Source organism: Clostridium sp. MCC353 (assembly GCF_018785315.1).
Lineage (GTDB): Bacteria > Bacillota > Clostridia > Lachnospirales > Lachnospiraceae > CHH4-2.
This window is the reverse complement of sequence record NZ_WQPN01000022.1, coordinates 1-17,268: the sequence shown is the minus strand read 5'-3', so window position 1 is coordinate 17,268 and position 17,268 is coordinate 1. Positions and strand designations below refer to the sequence as shown.

The window sequence follows — 17,268 nt, the reverse complement described above, 5'->3', positions numbered from 1 at the left end:
AGCTCTATCCGATAATCCCCAATGCGGACAATGCAATTCCAGCCGCAACCGTAAGGCCCACCAGCCTGTATACATTCCATTTTCTCACCTTAATCAGGTAAAAAATCAATCCCGTATAGAGCACCGGCAGCAGATTGGGTGCCACCGCGTCCAGCATGTTCTGGATATATACGCTGCTCACCTCTCCGCCGGAAAGGGATGCTGTATAGGCCAGCGGTGTGGTGATTTTCACAAAATTAACCGTAAGGCCCGCAATTACCGTAACGCCGATCATTCCGGCCACATCCGATACCTGCTCCATTTTGCTGTGAAGGCTTTCCACGATGCTGGTTCCCAGCCTGTACCCCCAGGATCCGCTAAGCAGCTTCAGGCTGACAAGGCAGCAGTTCTGTGCCAGCAAAAAGAAAACCGGCCCCAATATCATCCCATCCCGGGCCAAAGACGCTCCTATGGTGGAAAACAGCGGAGCCAAACAGAATTGAACCAGGGAATCCCCGATTCCGGCTAACGGCCCCATGAGGGCCCGTTTAATGCTCTTGATCTCCTCCGGGGGAGTCCCATTTTCCAGCATCACCAAATGAAGGCTGGTGATAATCGGCGTGAAATTCGGATTGGTACAAAAGAACTCCATATTGTCCTGTAAGGCTTCCTTCAATTGTTCATCCTCTTGATAGAGTTTGCGCAGAGCCGGATACATGATATAGGCATAGCCGGTTCCCTCATAGTTTCCATAGTTAAAAGCGCTTTGCAGAAAGTATGCGCGCAGGGCGGTTTTACGGTAATCCCTTACCGTGAGTATTTTTGACAGGCTGCGGGCATGTGCGCCCCTGATCCCTTCATTTTCCACATCGGCCCGGCCGCCTTGTAAAGTTTCGTCTCTTTCTTGGCGCCTTTCCCCATCCGCCGCTTCTCTTCTGAAATATTCCAGCAGCGCAATCGCAGTACCCAATATAGCTATGCCGATAACAGTCAGTTTCAGGTATGCCGCCGCCAGATAACCGATCAAAACATAGGGGATATATTTCTTTTTAACCATCACGCTCAGTATCATGGCAAATCCTATGGCCGGAAGCATGTTTCCTGCCACTCCCAGACCGGTGCTGAGCCATCCGGGTATCAGACCGATCAGGTTTTGAAGCCCTTTGGCGCTGTAGGCCCCTGCAAAACCGATGCAGAATCCGGAAATCAGGAAAATGATCAGGGTCACATTTGCCAACAGCCGGAATTTTACGAAATTCCCGTTCTTTAACGCCTTCCCAATTCCTGCCGTCAAAGTTGTTGAAACCGTATAAATGGCCGTTATCAGAAATTGGATTGCCACTGCAAAAGGAAAGGACAGCGCCAGAGCGGAACCCGGGTCAATCCCCTGGCCTTTCATCGTCACAGCGATAATTGTCCCTATGATGCCGGGTCCTAATGGGTTTGGCGGAACCGAACCTCCCTGGGATACGCCAAATCCCAGAAACGCCAGTTCCCCCACCGCTCCCATTGCCAGAGCGGTGGGCAGATCCCCCAGAATCACTCCCACCCCGGCTGACAAAACCAGGCATCTGTTTGTGAATGTTCCAAACAACATGCCTGTAAAACACACTCCTGACCAAATGCCGATTAAAATACACTGAATTAAAGTAATCTCCACACAATGACCTCCATCATCCGTTAATGCAGGGCCCCTGCTCCCTGCATAGGAAAGCGGCACTCCCTCACTATCAATGTAGTAGAAAAAAGTACCGCTGTCAAATGCGATTCACCCAATCGTTTGAGATTGGATCAGCCGCTTTTTATTTTCATATTGAAATTATAGATACATACAATCCACCCTATTGATCCAAAATATTTTCCGCACCGGCTACACCGCGCTTGTGGCCAGCGCGCTTTCCACCGCCAGGCGGGCCACGCTGTTTTCAATCCTGACTTTGGATTTATCCCGGATTACCCAGTTGATATCGGCAATCTGGCGGGAAAATACAAGACGTCCCACCTTATCTTTCAGCTTTTCAATCACGCCGTCATAAAATTCGAAAATATCCCCATAGACCACAATCGTTCCCGGATTCAGGATCAACAAAAGCTGGGTCACTGCAATCGCCAGCTTATCCAGCGCCTGGTCAAGGATCTGCCTTGCATCCTCTTCTCCTTCATTGGCCTTTTTGCAGATTTCCTCCAGTGAAACCGTATGATCCAATTCCTTTACCAGTTTGTATTCCGCTTCAATTGCCAGCTTGGAAACATATCCTTCCAGATGCCCCCGCTTTCCGCAGTTGCACAGAGCTCCTCCCGGAACCACCAGCATGTGGGCGAATTTACTGGCCATATTGTGTTCTCCGCTGGCCACTTCACCATTGCAGATGATGCTGCCGCCCACGCCTTCGTCCACATAGATGTAAACCAGGTCGTGATTCAGCTCCATCCGTTCCATATATTCATGTTTCAGGTCCACAGCGACGTTGTTCTCCACCAGAATGTGGCAGTCAAACCTCTGTTTTAAGTGTTCTTTAACCCGGATCTCCTCCTGGTCCTGGACATACCGCATTAAAGACCCCTGTTCCCTGTCCACCGTTCCACGGGAGGCCACACCCACGGCCAGAACCTGACTTTCTCCAATCCCTGCCGTTTTCATCGCCTTATCCACACATTCGTCCATAACCGCCAGAAGTTCGGCGCCGTTTTTCAGCCCGCTGATCTCCGTCTTATCCGCATAGATCGTCTCATCCCCCAAATTGGTGATGCAGATGTAGAGCTTAGTTCTGCTCATATTGATCCCAATGCTGTAATAGGCATTCTTATTCACATTTAAAAGGATAGGGCGGCGGCCCACAAATGTCTGTTCCGTTCCCTCCTCACAGATCAGCCCCGCTTTTATCAGATCCTCCACCACTCTGGTAACCGAAGGCGCCGACAGAGACAGAAGTTTTTCCAACTGGCTTCTGGAAATCCCATTCCTTTTTAAAATCTCCCTGAATACCCGCACCCGGTTCTGTGATTTTATCTGTGCCTTCCCCTTTTTCTGGATTTTCAGCATCTCCATCTTTAACTATGATCCCCTTTTTATTTTCATAATGAATTTAATATGAATCTACCATATCATAATCCCGTATAATTTTCAAGAAGTTGTTCGTCAGGCAGTGTTTTGCCCCAACTAGCAGCAATGCCTTTGTCATTCTTCTTGTAAAAGCTGTTTTAAAAAACCTTCTTTTTCATTGATAAATATCTTCATGACCTGATAACATTCCGCTTCTTCATACTGAATTTCACGAAACATGTCATTGTCCAGGGAAAATATCTGCGCATCCGGTATTCCTAACAAAATAGGCGAATGAGTGGCAATAATAAACTGGGAGCCTTTTTTCACCAGTTCATGAATCAGGAGCAGCAGGGTGAGCTGGCGCTGAGGGGACAGGGCGGCTTCCGGCTCGTCCAAAATATACAGCCCGTTTGCAGAGAACCGGTTCTGAACCAGCGAAAGAAAACTTTCCCCGTGGGACTGCTGATGCAGGGACTTTCCTCCGTAATATTTTAAATAACCGCTCCGCTCTCTTTCATATTCATCAATCTGCGTGGCAACATTATAAAAACTTTCAGCCCTCAAAAAGAACTCATCCCACGGTCTCTTAATCCCTTTCAGCACAAATAGGGACCTGCCCAGTTCGGAGTGGGTATCGTTTGTGCTGAAATTGAAATTTCTGGTTCCTCCTTCCGGATTAAACCCATATGCAACTGCAATTCCTTCCAACAGGGTTGATTTGCCGCTGCCATTCTCTCCCACAAAAAAAGTTACCGGTTTCTGAAAACGCAGGACATCCATGGACCGAACAGCCGGAATCTCCTGAAGATAAGAATCTTCTGCTATTTCATCTTTTCTTATTCGGATTTCTCTGATAAATTTATCATCCATACTTAACCTCATTTACATGAAAGGAATGCCGGAAATCTTATTTCCTTGGCAGGGACACGCCGGGAACTATTGAAAAACGGCGCAGGCGAAAGGCAGGCAGACCTTTGTCTGCTCATCTTTCATCCGCACCGCTATCCGGGATGGTTCCCGTCTGTGTATGGCCGAATCAGAATTTATTCTTCTTCGCCTTCCACCAATTCATCATATTCCTGCTCGTCCAGCAGTTCATCAAAGGCGTCCGCAACGATCTCATACTCGTCGTCATCCTCGATATTCTCTAATTCAGGTTCGCCTTCTTCATTCTCAGAATAGCGGTAGAGATAAACCTCTCCTTCTTCTGATTCAGCGCCTTCGGTAGGAAGAAGAGCGATATAATCTTTATTGCCGGCTTCAAAAATTGTCAGTACAATACATTCTACTTCTGAGCCGTCATCCAATGTCAATGTAACGGTCATCTCCTCCTGTGGTTCTTCCGGGATGATTTCCTTGCTTCCCATGTTCAATACCTCACTTTTCTTTATAGTGTAATATCACTTTTTTCAAGTTCACTCTACCAGACAATAAGACAAAATGCAAGCAAAATATCTCATACTAATATTCGATCCCTTCTCTCGCCGCCACTCCAGCATCAAATGGATGTTTTATCTTATGGATCTCAGATATATAATCAGCCGCTTCCATAACCGCTTCCGACGGATTCCGGCCGGTCAGAACCACTTCCAGGTCCTCCGGACGCCCCTTTAACAGGGTAAGAAGCCGTTCTTCGGAAACCAGCTTATAATTGCAGGCCGCCATAATCTCGTCTAAAACCAACAGCCCGTCTTTCATGTTGTAAGCCAGTGAAAATGCCTTTTCCAGCAGATCACCGTAGTAGTCAGCCGCCTCTCTTTTGTCCTCCTCTGTCATCTGAAAATAAAAGCCAAATGTTTTTTCGCAGGGCAGAACCCGGATTCCCGGAATCTGCTTCAAAATACCAACTTCCCCGGAATCGTCCGTTTTCAAAAAACGGGCGATAACCACCTGTTTTCCCCTCCCCGCCGCTCTGACGCAGAGGCCAATGGAAGCGGTTGTCTTACCTTTCCCATCTCCACAATATACCTGGACGCAGCCTGCCATCTTCTATCCCTCCCGTTTTGTATATTCCTCAATAAATCTGGAGCCGTCCTGCTTTTTGCCATACCGTTCCTTCACATAGTAAATATGGAGCCGCTCTTTTGCCCTGGTCATTGCCACATAGAACATTCTCCGCTCTTCCTCTATGTCCGCATCCAAAACCGCCTTCTGGTGCGGCGTAATCCCCTCATTGGCATCCAGAATGTACACAACTTTAAATTCCAGCCCCTTAGAAGCGTGCATTGTCATAAGAGTAATGCCGTCCACAGAAGCTTCTCTCTGCTGTGCCTGTAAAACCAGCTGTTCTCCATATTCTTTTATATGCTCCGCCCACTGTTCAAATGTTTTAAATCCCCCAGCGCTTTCCTGGAGCTGATCCGCCACTTCAAAAAGCTCTTCCGGTTTCATCCGTCTGAACTGCGCATAATCCCTCAGATACTCATCATAGCCCACCGCTTTTCTGATGTAGTTGACCGCCGCGGCGGGAGCCATCTTACCTATCATTTTAAGGTCGTACTCCAACTGCTCGATCCGCTCCACCATCCATCCTTTGTCCTGATAGAAAGACTTCATCTCTTCCCACGATACAACCGGAGTTTCCATGGAATCCCGGCTGATATAACGGTTGGGACGGTTGATAATCTGCAGCACCCGGCCCCGTTCCAGACTGCCGGAGGCAATTTTTATATAATTTAATATGTTCTGGGAAATCCAATGGTTATACAGATTGGGCAGAGAATCCTTCATTTTAAAGGGAATATTGTATTCCATGCATTTTTCAATCAAAAGCCTGGGCTCCAAACTGGTGCGGAACAGCACCGCTATATCGGTCATCCGGTATCCCCCCGCCAGATAATCCTGGATCTCTTTCACAATTCCAAGGGTTTCCTCCTTAGGAGTTTCCCACCGTTTGGTCACAACAGGCTTTCCGGTCTGCTTTATCATGTCAATATCCTTTGGAAAACGGACTTTATTGCACCGGATCAGGCGGTCGGCGGCCTCTACAATGGGCCTGCAGCATCTGTAATTCATGTTCAGTATGATCTTTTTCGCGCCAGGATAGTCCTTTTCAAATCCCAGCATGATCTCCGGCCGGGCTCCCCGGAAACGGTAAATGGACTGGTCGTCATCACCGACAATGAACAGGTTGTTCTCCGGCGCCGCCAGCATCTTAACGATCTCATATTGTACCTTATTGATATCCTGGAACTCATCGATTAGTATGTACTGATATTTCTTCTGCCATGCCTGTAAAATGTCTTTTCTCTGCGTAAACAGCTCATAGCACATCACCATCATATCGTCGAAATCGATCAGGTTTGCGCGGCGCATCTTTGCCTCATATCCGTCGTACAGCCGTTTAAAAACCTCCTCCGGACAGTTTTTTGAATAGTAATAGTCCAGTTTTATCATCTCGCCTTTCACAGCGCTGATCTCCGAAAGAATGGCTGAAATGAATTCATTCTCATCTTCGATCTCTAAGTCCTCATTATCAATCAGTTCTTTAATATACCGGATTCTCTGTTCCTCACGGACAATGCTGGACGCATCGTAGCGGTAGGAATATTTTAAAATGCGGAAAAATATGGCATGAAAGGTGCCGAACCCCACCGGATACCCCTGATTCTGTGTCAGATGATTAAACCGTTCCTTCATCTCCCCGGCCGCCGCCTTCGTAAATGTGATCACCAGGATGTTGGACGGGTTCACACCGCACTCTTCAATCAGATATCTGGTCCTGTGGGTGATCACCGTTGTTTTACCCGAACCCGGGGAGGCGATAATAAGGCAAGGACCCTGGAAATGCCTTACCGCCTGCATCTGGCGCGCATCCAGGGTCGATTTTTGATTATTTGCTTTTTGAGTGTCTTTTTTTTGATTATTTATATCTGAATTCTGTATCATTTCCTGATTAAGCACTTAATAATTCAATTCCTTTTCTAATTCTGGCCAGTGACTCTTCTTTCCCCAGCACTTCCATAATCTCCGTAGCTCCCGCCGGAGTCATCTGTTTACCCGAAACTGCAGTGCGGACCGGCCACATTACAAATCCTGTCTTGCAGCCCTTCTCCTCCACATACTTGGATAATACGGCATACAAGGCGTCATTGCTGTAGTCCTCCTGGGCTTCCAGAAGAGGAAGTACCTCTGTCAGGACTTCCAATGAACTCTCTTTGCTGGTCTTCATCTTTTTATGGGTATACATGGAACAATCATACTCGGGGAGAGCTTCAAAGAAGTCTACATGCCCCTCGATATCGGGGAACACTTCGATTCTCGTCTTCACCATGGCCGCGATCTTCTTCAAATCCAGATCCTTTGTGATCACTTTTTTCAAATAAGGTTCTGCCATCTCAAAGAACCGGTCAAACTCCATGGACTTCATGTACTCGCCGTTCATCCATTTTAACTTTGTAACATCGAATACAGCAGGTGATTTGCTCATATTCCTGTAATTAAATGCCTTTATCAGTTCTTCCAAGGAGAAGATCTCCCGGTTATCCTCCGGTGACCATCCTAAAAGCGCAACATAGTTCACTACCGCCTCTGAGATAAAGCCCTGGTCGATCAGGTCTTCGTAGGAAGAATGGCCGCTTCTCTTGCTCAGTTTCTTATGCTCTTCATTGGTGATGAGAGGACAGTGGACATAAACGGGCACTTCCCATCCAAATGCATCATACAGCCGGTTGTATTTCGGTGATGAGGAAAGGTACTCATTTCCCCGCACCACATGTGTGATTCCCATCAGATGGTCGTCCACAACATTGGCGAAATTATATGTGGGATATCCGTCGGATTTAATCAGAACCATATCATCCAGTTCTGAATTGTCGACCGTGATGTCACCATATATTTCGTCATGGAACGTGGTAGTTCCTTCTGTAGGATTGTTCTGCCGGATTACATAAGGCATTCCCGCAGCCAGGTTTGCTTCAATCTCTTCTTTTGACAAGTGCAGGCAGTGTTTATCATAGGTCATGATCTCCTGTCCTTCCACAGTCTGTTTCAGGGTGTCAAGGCGCTCCTGAGTACAGAAACAATAGTAAGCCTCCCCCTTTTCAATCAGTTTTTTGGCATATTCCAGATATATTCCCGCCGCCTGGCGCTCGCTCTGGACGTAAGGGCCCACGCCCCCGTCTTTATCAGGCCCCTCGTCATGAATCAGGCCCGTCTTTTCCAGGGTCCTGTAAATGATTTCCGTGGCGCCTTCCACATAGCGTTCCTGGTCGGTATCTTCAATACGGAGAAGGAAATCCCCTCCTTCATGTTTCGCAATCAAATAAGCATATAATGCAGTTCTCAAATTCCCTACATGCATTCTCCCGGTAGGGCTTGGCGCGTATCTCGTTCTTACTTTATTCATGATTATTACACTCCTGTAATTTGTGATAATTTCATTCATTGATAAGTATATACCGGAATAGAAAAAAAGACAACCGATCCACTTGTTTTTTCACAGCTCCATCCGTATCGTCCGTCTCCTGTTTCCAGCCACTTCACCAAACAGCGTGGAGCCCAGTATCAGCACCGCCCCGGCTGCCTGGAGCAGATTCATCTTCTCCCCTAAAACCAAAGCAGACAGCAAAATAGCGGTTATGGGATCTATATAGCTGAAAAGGGCAACCGTCTGGCCTTTTAATTCGCTGACGGAGGAAAAATAAATCAGATAAGCAAATCCGGTATGTACAACGCCCACCACAGCCAGCATGGCCGCTGATCCCGGTTCCACTGTAACGGCTGACAGATTTTCAGTCAGAAGCACATAAGGAAGCAGGACGGCGGACGCCACTCCAAGCTGGGCGGTAGTGGACTCCATAGCCGTAATTCCTTTAAAAAACTTATTGATTAATACAACGCCTGCATAGAGAACTGCCGCCGATATGCCAAATAGGATTCCCACCATATTGTCAGGGCTTTGTTCGTAACCTCCGGACACATCCGCCACCAACGCCATGCCGATCAAAGACAGCGCTATGCACAGCCCTTTGGATAAGGTTAATTTTTCCTTCAGAAGGAAAGGGGAAAGGGCCGCTACAAAAACGGGGGCCAGATAATAGCATAAGGTAGCCGTGGAAATGGTGGTATACTTATATGCCTCAAACAGGCAGATCCAGTTAAACCCGATGGCCGCGCCCGATGCGGTTAAAAGCCAAAAATTCCGCTTCAGCGCCTGAACGGAAATTTTGTATTTCAGCAAAAAACCGGCCGTCAGAAGGACTGCCGTTCCAATCACCCCACGGGCCAGCGCAATCTCGCTGGAGGACAGATGGATGGATTTTACAAATAAACCGATACTTCCAAAAATCAGCATCGCAGTTATGTTTTTTAGTTTAGCTTTCATGTTGCAGGTATCTCCCAGTCTATACGTTGTATTTTCTTATATATTCTTCGGCCTTTTGGGGTGTTAACTCAAACCTTCTCTGTAGTTTTTCGCAGATGCGTTCCGGCGCCGCTCCTTCTTCCAAGTTGTCTAGAATCATTGCCTGTATGCCCCGTTCTATCCCTTTCTCTATTCCTTTCTCTATCCCTTCTGCTATTCCTTCTTCTTTCCCCCGCTTTATCCCTTCTTCCAATTCATCTGCAAATAATTCCCTCAACGCTTCACACATAGTTTTTCCCTCCTCATACAGCTTTCTATTAGCCCGGATGATCATGTCCATCACCGCAGCATACAAGGGATTCTTTTGTTTTCCTTCATATGCTTTTGCCAATGGCTCAACATCTTCTTCCATATTTAAATCATTTCTCAAACGGCTTAACCAGATATGTTCTTCCTTTGATAACCTCTTAGTAACGACAATCTGAATCGGAAACAGAAGACCTTCTGCATAATAGATGCCCGGAAATGCCCTGGTTATCGTTATACCATACTTTCTGGTCAGATAACGGATCAACTTGTCAGGATAGTGGTTGCTTATCAGCGTAACCGTCATATCCTCTGGCCGTATCTCCATCACTTTCTCCGTATCCGACTGATAGAAACAGGCATATCCCATCACTTTATAAAAATCATTGACGCTCAAATAATCCCCGGGACTTTTATACTCCACTACATTGTACTGTCTGAATATCTGCCCCAGGCTCTTTTTAATCTTCCTTCCGGGTTCTAATTTAATGATCAGAGTATCAATTTGAAGCGGCTTCTCACTTAAATTATACTCCTTCAGGAACTGCAAAAACTCCCGGTCTTCCATCAGTTCAATCTGCATGGCCGCCTGAAAGGCCGCATGCCATTGTAACGGTTTTTCTGCCATATAGTATTCTCCCCTCTATTATAATCAAAAACAGAGATGACTTCAATCGTGAAATTACATCCTTAAAATATGATCTGTCACATGGATTTTTTGGCTGAAACGGCCAAAAGACTGCGGTTTGGCACCGCATAATTAGAAAAAAGATAATTTGTTTAATTAGTATATCACCTATGAATATATTTCTCAAGTGTTATTTTATTTCAAGAAGAAATGGTTCTCGATGAATGTCATCGGTCCCTTTATTTTTATCCCCTTCCGGTCTTAGAGTTGCCCTGGCCGAAACTATGAGTTCAAATGGCGGAAAACGGAGTCCCGCAAAGCGGCACGGCTGACGTGTCCGGCCAGTCCGCTGTGCCGGACACGTCTATGTCATATGATCTATAGGCCAAACGACCTGTCTGTCAATTCCATATTTTCAAATGCATCTGCCACGACTGGTACTCTCCCTCCATGGCCGGAACCGGTATTCCGGCTTCCATCAGGGCCATTCCGCAGTAAATGTTTCCATCGGATTCACAGTAATAGAAACCAGCTTCGTCCAGACCTTTTAATCTGATATAGGATACCGGGTTATTTCCGTGGCTGTCCAGCGTGACAACATTTAAGAGAGCTTCGCTCCGGTCATCGCTGACAAACTCCCAGGCCGCTGTCTCTGAATTTTCAAATGGATTGGTTAAACGGTAATAGTTTCCGTTATGGATCAGATCCCAGTCATTGTGATATTGCTGTATCTGGGCTTTCACACATTCCTTATCCTCATCGGTTATCTTATTTAAATCCAATTCATAACCAAAACTGCCTGCCATGGCCACAATCCCTCTGGTTTTCATGGGAGTGGTTCTGCCGGTCTGATGATTGGGCACCGCGGACACATGAGAGCCAACTGCTGAAACAGGATAGCCGAAAGAAGTTCCGTATTGGATTCTGATCCGGTCTATGGCATCCGTATTATCGCTGCACCAGATCTGCGGCGTGTAATAGAGCATCCCTGCGTCGAACCGGCCGCCTCCGCCGCTGCAGCCTTCTATCAAAAGATCCGGATACCTTTTGCAGAGCCGCTCCAGGAAATCATACAGTCCCAGAATATAGCGGTGAAGCACTTCTCCCTGGCCGTTATTCCGGGCCAGGGCGGAGTATACATCCGTAATGCTCCGGTTCATATCCCATTTCACATATTCAATATTGGCGCTGTCTAATACCCGGCTGATCTGGTCAAACACATAATCCACCACCTGGGGCCTGGAAAAATCCAGCACCAGCTGGGATCTGCTTCTCACCGGTTTTCTGCCGGGGATTATAAATGCCCAGTCAGGATGGGCCCGGTACAATTGGCTGTCTTCCGACACCATTTCCGGCTCCACCCAGATACCAAACTTCATCCCCAGGCCGTTAATCCGGGTTACCAGGCTGTTAAGGGTTCCTCCCAGCTTGGCTTCATTCACAAACCAGTCGCCCAGGCCGCTGAAATCCGAATCCCTTTTTCCAAACCATCCGTCGTCCAAAACAAGCATCTCCACCCCCAGCTCCGACGCCTGTTTCGCGATTTCATAGATTTTATCTCCTGTAAAATCAAAATAAGTCGCCTCCCAGTTGTTCAGAAGCACCGGCCTCGGAGTCATTTTATACTTTCCACGGCATAAATGCCTGCGGTAAACCCGGTGGTAATTATGGGACAGGGCGGACAATCCTTCCCTGGAATAAGACAGCACCACTTCCGGCGCGTCAAATACCTCACCCGGCAAAAGAGCATACTCGAACAATTCATCCTGAAGCCCCATGCTGACACGGGTCTGGTTAAACTGATCCCTTTCCGCCTCCCCTTTAAAGTTTCCGCTGTATACAAAAGACATGCCATAACAGCTTCCGTGATCTTCATCCGTCCCCTTTCCGGCGATTATCATAAACGGATTATGCTGGTGGCTGGATGTGCCCCTTCTGCTGCCGATCACCTGGGCGCCATGAACAATGGGCGTCCTCTGCATATTGCGTTCCATGGCATGCCTTCCATAAAACTGGATCAGATCATAATCTCCTGAAACAAAATCCAGACATGCGGTCTGTATTTTTTCCAAAATTATGGGGGCGTTTCCTCCATTTATGACTTTAACGCTCCTGGTGATCACATCGTACTCAGGGAGTACGCCGTATATCAGGATAACTTTGACTTTGCTGACCGGGTCTTCCAAAAAGATCTCCAGTGTCTGGGCTTCATTTTTTTTCGCATAAACGGCTGGAAGTCCGGTAATTCCATATTTACCGTCTTTTATCTCATGTCCCTGATATCTCAGGTCACAGCTATAGGTCTGATCCCCATTCTTTATGACCAGGCAGGGGCTCCTGAAATCCCCATTGCCCTGGCAGGGGTACTCCTGGGGAAGGGTGTCCATAGAATAGGAACGGTCATCCCCCGCATCATAGGGATTTCCGGAAAATCCCCGGTCATAGTGGGTTAACAGGTATTCCATCGAACCTTTTGTTCGGCTCCCGTAATACAGGTGAAGAAGAAAACCATAAGGGTCCACCTGTGCCTGATATGTGGTATGATCGGTCTGAAGGGTGAATATCTTTTTTTCATTGTCAAAAATAACAGCCATATTTTAATCTCCGTTCTTTCTATTAATAACCGCTCACAGCCTGTCAGGGGACTTCACCTCCGGCAGGCTGTAAAAACGCTTTATTTTCCGCCAGTCATGGCTATGCCTTCAATAAACTGTTTCTGGAAGACGAGATACAGGATCACCATGGGGATCATGGCCAGCATCGAACCCGCCATCAGTACGGGATAATTGGTTGTAAACTGGCCTCTAAGGGTTGATAACCCTGCTGATAAAGTCATTTTCCCCAAATCCGTATTGGCGATCAGAGGCCACATCAGATCCGCATAAGCAAACACTGCGGTAAAAATCGTTAACGCGGCCATGGAGGACTTTGTGAGAGGCATCATGACCTTTGTAAAGGTCTTCCAGCGATTGCATCCGTCCAGATAGGCGGCCTCCCCCAGTTCATCCGGAATGCCCATGTAGGCCTGCCTGAGGAAAAATGTTCCGAACGCGCTGACTAATCCGGGGAATACCAACGCGAACATGGAGTTTGTAAGCCCCAGCTTTGCCAGCATCTGGTACTGCGGAATGATGAAAATCTGGGACGGAAGCATCATCTGTACGATCACGAGGGTGAACAGCGCATTTTTACCCGGAAAACTCAGTTTGGCAAATGCATATCCAGCCGCAGAGGAAAATGCCAGGGCGCAGAGTACGCGGAACAGGATCAGCAGCGCCGTATTGATGTACAGTTTTATGAATGGAAGGCTGGTAAGGGCTCTGGTGTAATTTTCAGACAGCCATTTTTCCGGTAAAATAGTGGGAGGAATCCTCATGCTCTCCCCTGTGGTCTTAAAGCTGGTGAGGAACATCCATATGAAAGGAAATATCATCAGCACCGCGCCTGCGGCCAGCGCTGCATAGACCAATGTGGTCGTAACTTTTTTATTTGTATTCAAAGAACCCATCCGATTTTCTCCCTTCTATACCTCGTAATTAACCCATTTCTTCTGTCCCCAGAACTGAAGGGCCGTTACGATACCGATTAACAATACGGTCCACACAACAATTGCGGATGCATAACCTCTGTTGCCGGCCACAAATGATTCCCGGTAGAACAGGTACATCAGTGACTGGGCGCTTGTCAGCGCGGGATTGGATTGATCCACCATCATGTAGATCAGATCATATACCTTTAAAGATGCCATCAGCCTCATGATGAGAACTACAAATAAAGTGGGTGAAATCATTGGCAGGGTGATGTGCATGAACTGCTGTACTTTGGAAGCTCCGTCCAGTCCGGCCGCTTCATAATAACTTTTTGATATATTCTGGATACCGGAAAGCAGGAGAACCGCGTCATATCCTACCGCGCTCCAGATTGCCACAACTGCGCAGGAAATCAATACAATATTGGGATTGGTGGTCCAATTCACATGAACTCCCAGGATCTGGTTAATGATTCCATATTCGGAGTTGAAAATCCATTTCCACACCATCGCGATTGCTGCCGGCGCCACTACCATGGGCAGGAAATAAATGGCCCTGAACATGGTTTTCCCCTTTATCTTAGCATTGAGAAGCACCGCTGTTATCAGGGCGGTGAACACCCCAAGGGGAACGGTTAAGATACAGAAATAGATGGAGTTCCATGTAGCTTTCCAAAATTCCCCGCTCTGAAACATTTTCACATAATTTCCCACTCCGCTCAGTTCATAGATGCCAAATGGATGAGTCGTCGAAAAACTGAGGATCAAAGTCTTAATAAACGGATACACATTCAGTATAATCAACCCGATAATTGTAGGCGCAATCAGTAAATAGCCCCATTTCATATCTTCTGTAAAACCTTTCTTTTTTCCCATCTTCACTCTTCCTCTCATACTGCCGCTGCCGGCGGCCTCTAACATTGCCACATCTGCCATTCCATTTACGGAGCGCTGGCCTCGTCCACAGCTTTCTGCATCGCTTCCAGCCCTTGTTCCAAGGTCACTTCTTTTGAATAAATTTTGAGAATCAAATCGTTCACCCTGGATTTCCAATTGGGCCTGGAGGCGTTATTCACACTCTGCACTCCATATTCAAACATATCCACACAATTCTGGACACTTAGTTTTCCATCAAACACGTTGATCCAGGTATATTCTAATCCCTCATAAGCCGGTATCGCCGCGCCGGATTCTCCCTGAACCCTCTGTCCCTTTTCCGATCCAAGGAATTTGAGAAACTTTTTGGCTTCTTCTAAATTCTTTCCCCGGGCTCCCGTCGCATAACAGAGGTTATTGGAAATTGTGGCTCTTCCGTCCCCTTCCAGCGGATCAGGACATTTAGGAAGCACAGCAACATCCCATTTTCCGGTCATGTCCTTGTTATTTTCTAAGGACGACATCAGATTCCAGTTTCCTTCCAGATACATGGCTCCCTGTTCTGAGAAAAATGCGGTTCCCGGATTGGTTTCCGCAAAATAATTCTGATCCGGACACCAATCGTAATCCTGTAACCCTATGTAAAATTCCATTCCCTTTTTTGTTGCCGGATTCAGGAAATCCCCCTTTGTCTTATCCTCTGTCAGAATCTGCCCGCCGGCCTGATACACGAAATTCCAATATCCAAGCTGCTCATCTGAATAAGCCATGTATCCGTATTTTCCGGTCTTTTCATAGATATTTTCCGAGGCGGACACCAGATCATCCCATGTCCAGCTGTCATCCGGATAAGGCACGCCGGCCGCATCAAACATCTCCTTGTTATATACCAGACATACGGTATCTTTATCCTTGGGAACTCCGTAAATCCTTCCGTCGCTTCCTCTTGAATTATTCAGAGCGATATCTGAAAAATGATCCGTATAATAGTTTGGATTTTCATCGGCATACAGCTCAGTTAAATCCTCCAGCATCCCATAATCCGCATATTTTAAAATTTCATTGGTATGCATCCAGAAAATATCCGGAAGCTGGCCGGATTCCGCTGCCGCCTCTAATTTCGTCCAATATTCGTCCCAGCTCGTTACCTGAAGCTGGATGTTCACATTTGGATTATCTGCCGCATAAGCGTCTATAACCGCCTGCATTCCCTCCCTCTGCGCCGTATCCCAGATTTGAAATGTAAGCTTTGTTTTTCCGTCCTTCCCTTCCGGCGAGCCGCAGCCGGTCAGAGACGCAGCCATCATCATGATCCCCAAACCAGCGGCAGCAATCTTTTTGATAAGTTTTTGCATATTATCCCTCCCGATCTTCTCTTTTTATCCCTGTTTTTTTAATTTCCCTGTTGTTGAAATAATCATAACATTACTATTTCACATAGTAAATGCATGGATATTGGCAGATATATACCCAAATGCTATTTTTCTTCTTTTCTGTTGAAGTCACCCAGCATTTGGGTATATAATACATTTTAAAGAGGTATTTCGTGTGAAAAATAATCACGAAGGAGGATTTTTATGAGTGAGAACCTGTTATTTTCCATTTTCCCCAATGAAAACTTCGTAGATCTGGGCCTGTACCAATATGGCTGGGAACAGTGTGACCCTCTCCACTCCTACGGGCCCTATGCCAGAAACCATTATCTCTTTCACTATGTCATCTCCGGCACAGGAACCCTTCTTTCCAACGATTCCTCTGGAAATACCAGAACCTTTCAGATCAAAAGCGGCCAGGGATTCATGATATTTCCCAAACAGATCAACACCTATTTTGCAGATAAAGAACGCCCTTGGGAATATACATGGGTGGAATTCGACGGTCTTCGGGTGAAAGAGGCCCTGGAACTGGCCGGCCTCACCATGGATTCGCCCATCTACCGCTCTAATGCCAAAGATTTGAGCCTGGAATTAAAAAATGAAATGCTCTACATTGCCCAGCACTCCGGCCAGTCTCCATTTCATCTGATCGGACACCTGTACTTATTTTTAGACTATTTAACCCGTTCCTCTTCCTCCCGCAAAATGCTGCAGGGCGGCAAAATCCGGGACTTTTATATCAGAGAAGCCGTGTCCTTTATTGAACAGCATTTTCAAAATGACATCACCATCGAGGATATCGCGGCGTTCTGCAACTTAAACCGCAGCTACTTTGGGAAAATCTTCCGTGACGCCGTAGGGAAAAGCCCTCAGGAATTCTTAATCAGCTACCGTATGACAAAAGCAGCTGAACTCTTAAAACTCACAGGCCTTTCCATCGGAGACATCGGCAATGCGGTGGGCTACCCCAGCCAATTGCATTTTTCCAGGGCGTTCAAAAAAACGTATGGGGTTTCTCCCAGACAGTGGCGGGATGAGAATAAAATCGCGGAAAAGAAATGAGGGGAATTGGGATTTAGTTGAGGAAGTTACGCAGAAAAGCGGGACGAGGGGACGGTGGCCGGGCCGGGGCTTGAAACCTGCGGGGCGGGCCGTGCTCTGACGGTGTGGGAAATCGGCTTCCAACCGTAAGTGGAACTAAAGCCCGCAGGCATCAAAAAAGAC

At 47.0% G+C, this 17,268-nt stretch carries 14 protein-coding genes; 1 reads left to right on the top strand and 13 read right to left on the bottom strand.

Annotation, left to right across the window (positions count from 1 at the left end; translation table 11 throughout):
* Positions 1-4 precede the first annotated feature (4 nt).
* The 13 genes from GPL15_RS27905 to GPL15_RS05395 all read right to left on the bottom strand — a co-directional run bounded on the left by GPL15_RS27905 (position 5) and on the right by GPL15_RS05395 (position 16,023).
* Positions 5-1,639: a PTS system mannose/fructose/sorbose family transporter subunit IID gene (locus GPL15_RS27905; protein WP_346344899.1), complete on the bottom strand. Its 1,635-nt coding sequence runs from the start codon at positions 1,637-1,639 to the stop codon at positions 5-7.
* Between the two features lie 210 nt (positions 1,640-1,849).
* A complete protein-coding gene (locus tag GPL15_RS05450) occupies positions 1,850-3,028 on the bottom strand; it encodes an ROK family transcriptional regulator (protein ID WP_252198113.1) in 1,179 nt (392 codons plus the stop codon).
* Positions 3,029-3,157: 129 nt separating this feature from the next.
* A complete protein-coding gene (locus tag GPL15_RS05445) occupies positions 3,158-3,907 on the bottom strand; it encodes an AAA family ATPase (RefSeq protein WP_215696768.1) in 750 nt (249 codons plus the stop codon).
* Between the two features lie 161 nt (positions 3,908-4,068).
* On the bottom strand, positions 4,069-4,392 hold the full coding sequence (locus GPL15_RS05440) for a DUF1292 domain-containing protein (protein ID WP_215696766.1): 324 nt from the start codon (positions 4,390-4,392) through the stop codon (positions 4,069-4,071).
* Positions 4,393-4,486: 94 nt separating this feature from the next.
* Positions 4,487-5,011 carry a cob(I)yrinic acid a,c-diamide adenosyltransferase gene (locus GPL15_RS05435; RefSeq protein WP_215696760.1) on the bottom strand — a complete coding sequence of 175 codons (525 nt, stop codon included), beginning with the start codon at positions 5,009-5,011 and terminating at the stop codon, positions 4,487-4,489.
* Positions 5,012-5,014: 3 nt separating this feature from the next.
* Positions 5,015-6,829: an ATP-dependent helicase gene (locus tag GPL15_RS05430; RefSeq protein WP_215696757.1), complete on the bottom strand. Its 1,815-nt coding sequence runs from the start codon at positions 6,827-6,829 to the stop codon at positions 5,015-5,017.
* A 91-nt stretch (positions 6,830-6,920) separates the two neighbouring features.
* On the bottom strand, positions 6,921-8,372 hold the full coding sequence (gene gltX, locus GPL15_RS05425; RefSeq protein WP_215696755.1) for a glutamate--tRNA ligase: 1,452 nt from the start codon (positions 8,370-8,372) through the stop codon (positions 6,921-6,923).
* A gap of 90 nt (positions 8,373-8,462) precedes the next feature.
* Positions 8,463-9,350: a DMT family transporter gene (locus tag GPL15_RS05420; RefSeq protein ID WP_215696752.1), complete on the bottom strand. Its 888-nt coding sequence runs from the start codon at positions 9,348-9,350 to the stop codon at positions 8,463-8,465.
* 19 nt (positions 9,351-9,369) lie between these two features.
* On the bottom strand, positions 9,370-10,263 hold the full coding sequence (locus GPL15_RS05415; RefSeq protein ID WP_215696750.1) for a 3-isopropylmalate dehydrogenase: 894 nt from the start codon (positions 10,261-10,263) through the stop codon (positions 9,370-9,372).
* A 401-nt stretch (positions 10,264-10,664) separates the two neighbouring features.
* Positions 10,665-12,857, bottom strand: coding sequence for an alpha-galactosidase (locus tag GPL15_RS05410; protein ID WP_215696748.1), 2,193 nt, complete (start codon positions 12,855-12,857; stop codon positions 10,665-10,667).
* A gap of 80 nt (positions 12,858-12,937) precedes the next feature.
* Positions 12,938-13,771, bottom strand: a complete 834-nt coding sequence (locus GPL15_RS05405) for a carbohydrate ABC transporter permease (protein ID WP_215696746.1) — start codon at positions 13,769-13,771, stop codon at positions 12,938-12,940.
* 15 nt (positions 13,772-13,786) lie between these two features.
* Positions 13,787-14,668 (bottom strand): sugar ABC transporter permease, encoded by an 882-nt coding sequence (locus GPL15_RS05400; RefSeq protein ID WP_215696744.1) that lies wholly within the window; start codon positions 14,666-14,668, stop codon positions 13,787-13,789.
* 65 nt (positions 14,669-14,733) lie between these two features.
* On the bottom strand, positions 14,734-16,023 hold the full coding sequence (locus tag GPL15_RS05395) for a sugar ABC transporter substrate-binding protein (RefSeq protein ID WP_215696742.1): 1,290 nt from the start codon (positions 16,021-16,023) through the stop codon (positions 14,734-14,736).
* A gap of 222 nt (positions 16,024-16,245) precedes the next feature.
* Here GPL15_RS05395 and GPL15_RS05390 point away from each other — a divergent pair, with 222 nt between their 5' ends.
* A complete protein-coding gene (locus GPL15_RS05390) occupies positions 16,246-17,106 on the top strand; it encodes an AraC family transcriptional regulator (RefSeq protein ID WP_215696741.1) in 861 nt (286 codons plus the stop codon).
* Positions 17,107-17,268: the final 162 nt, after the last annotated feature.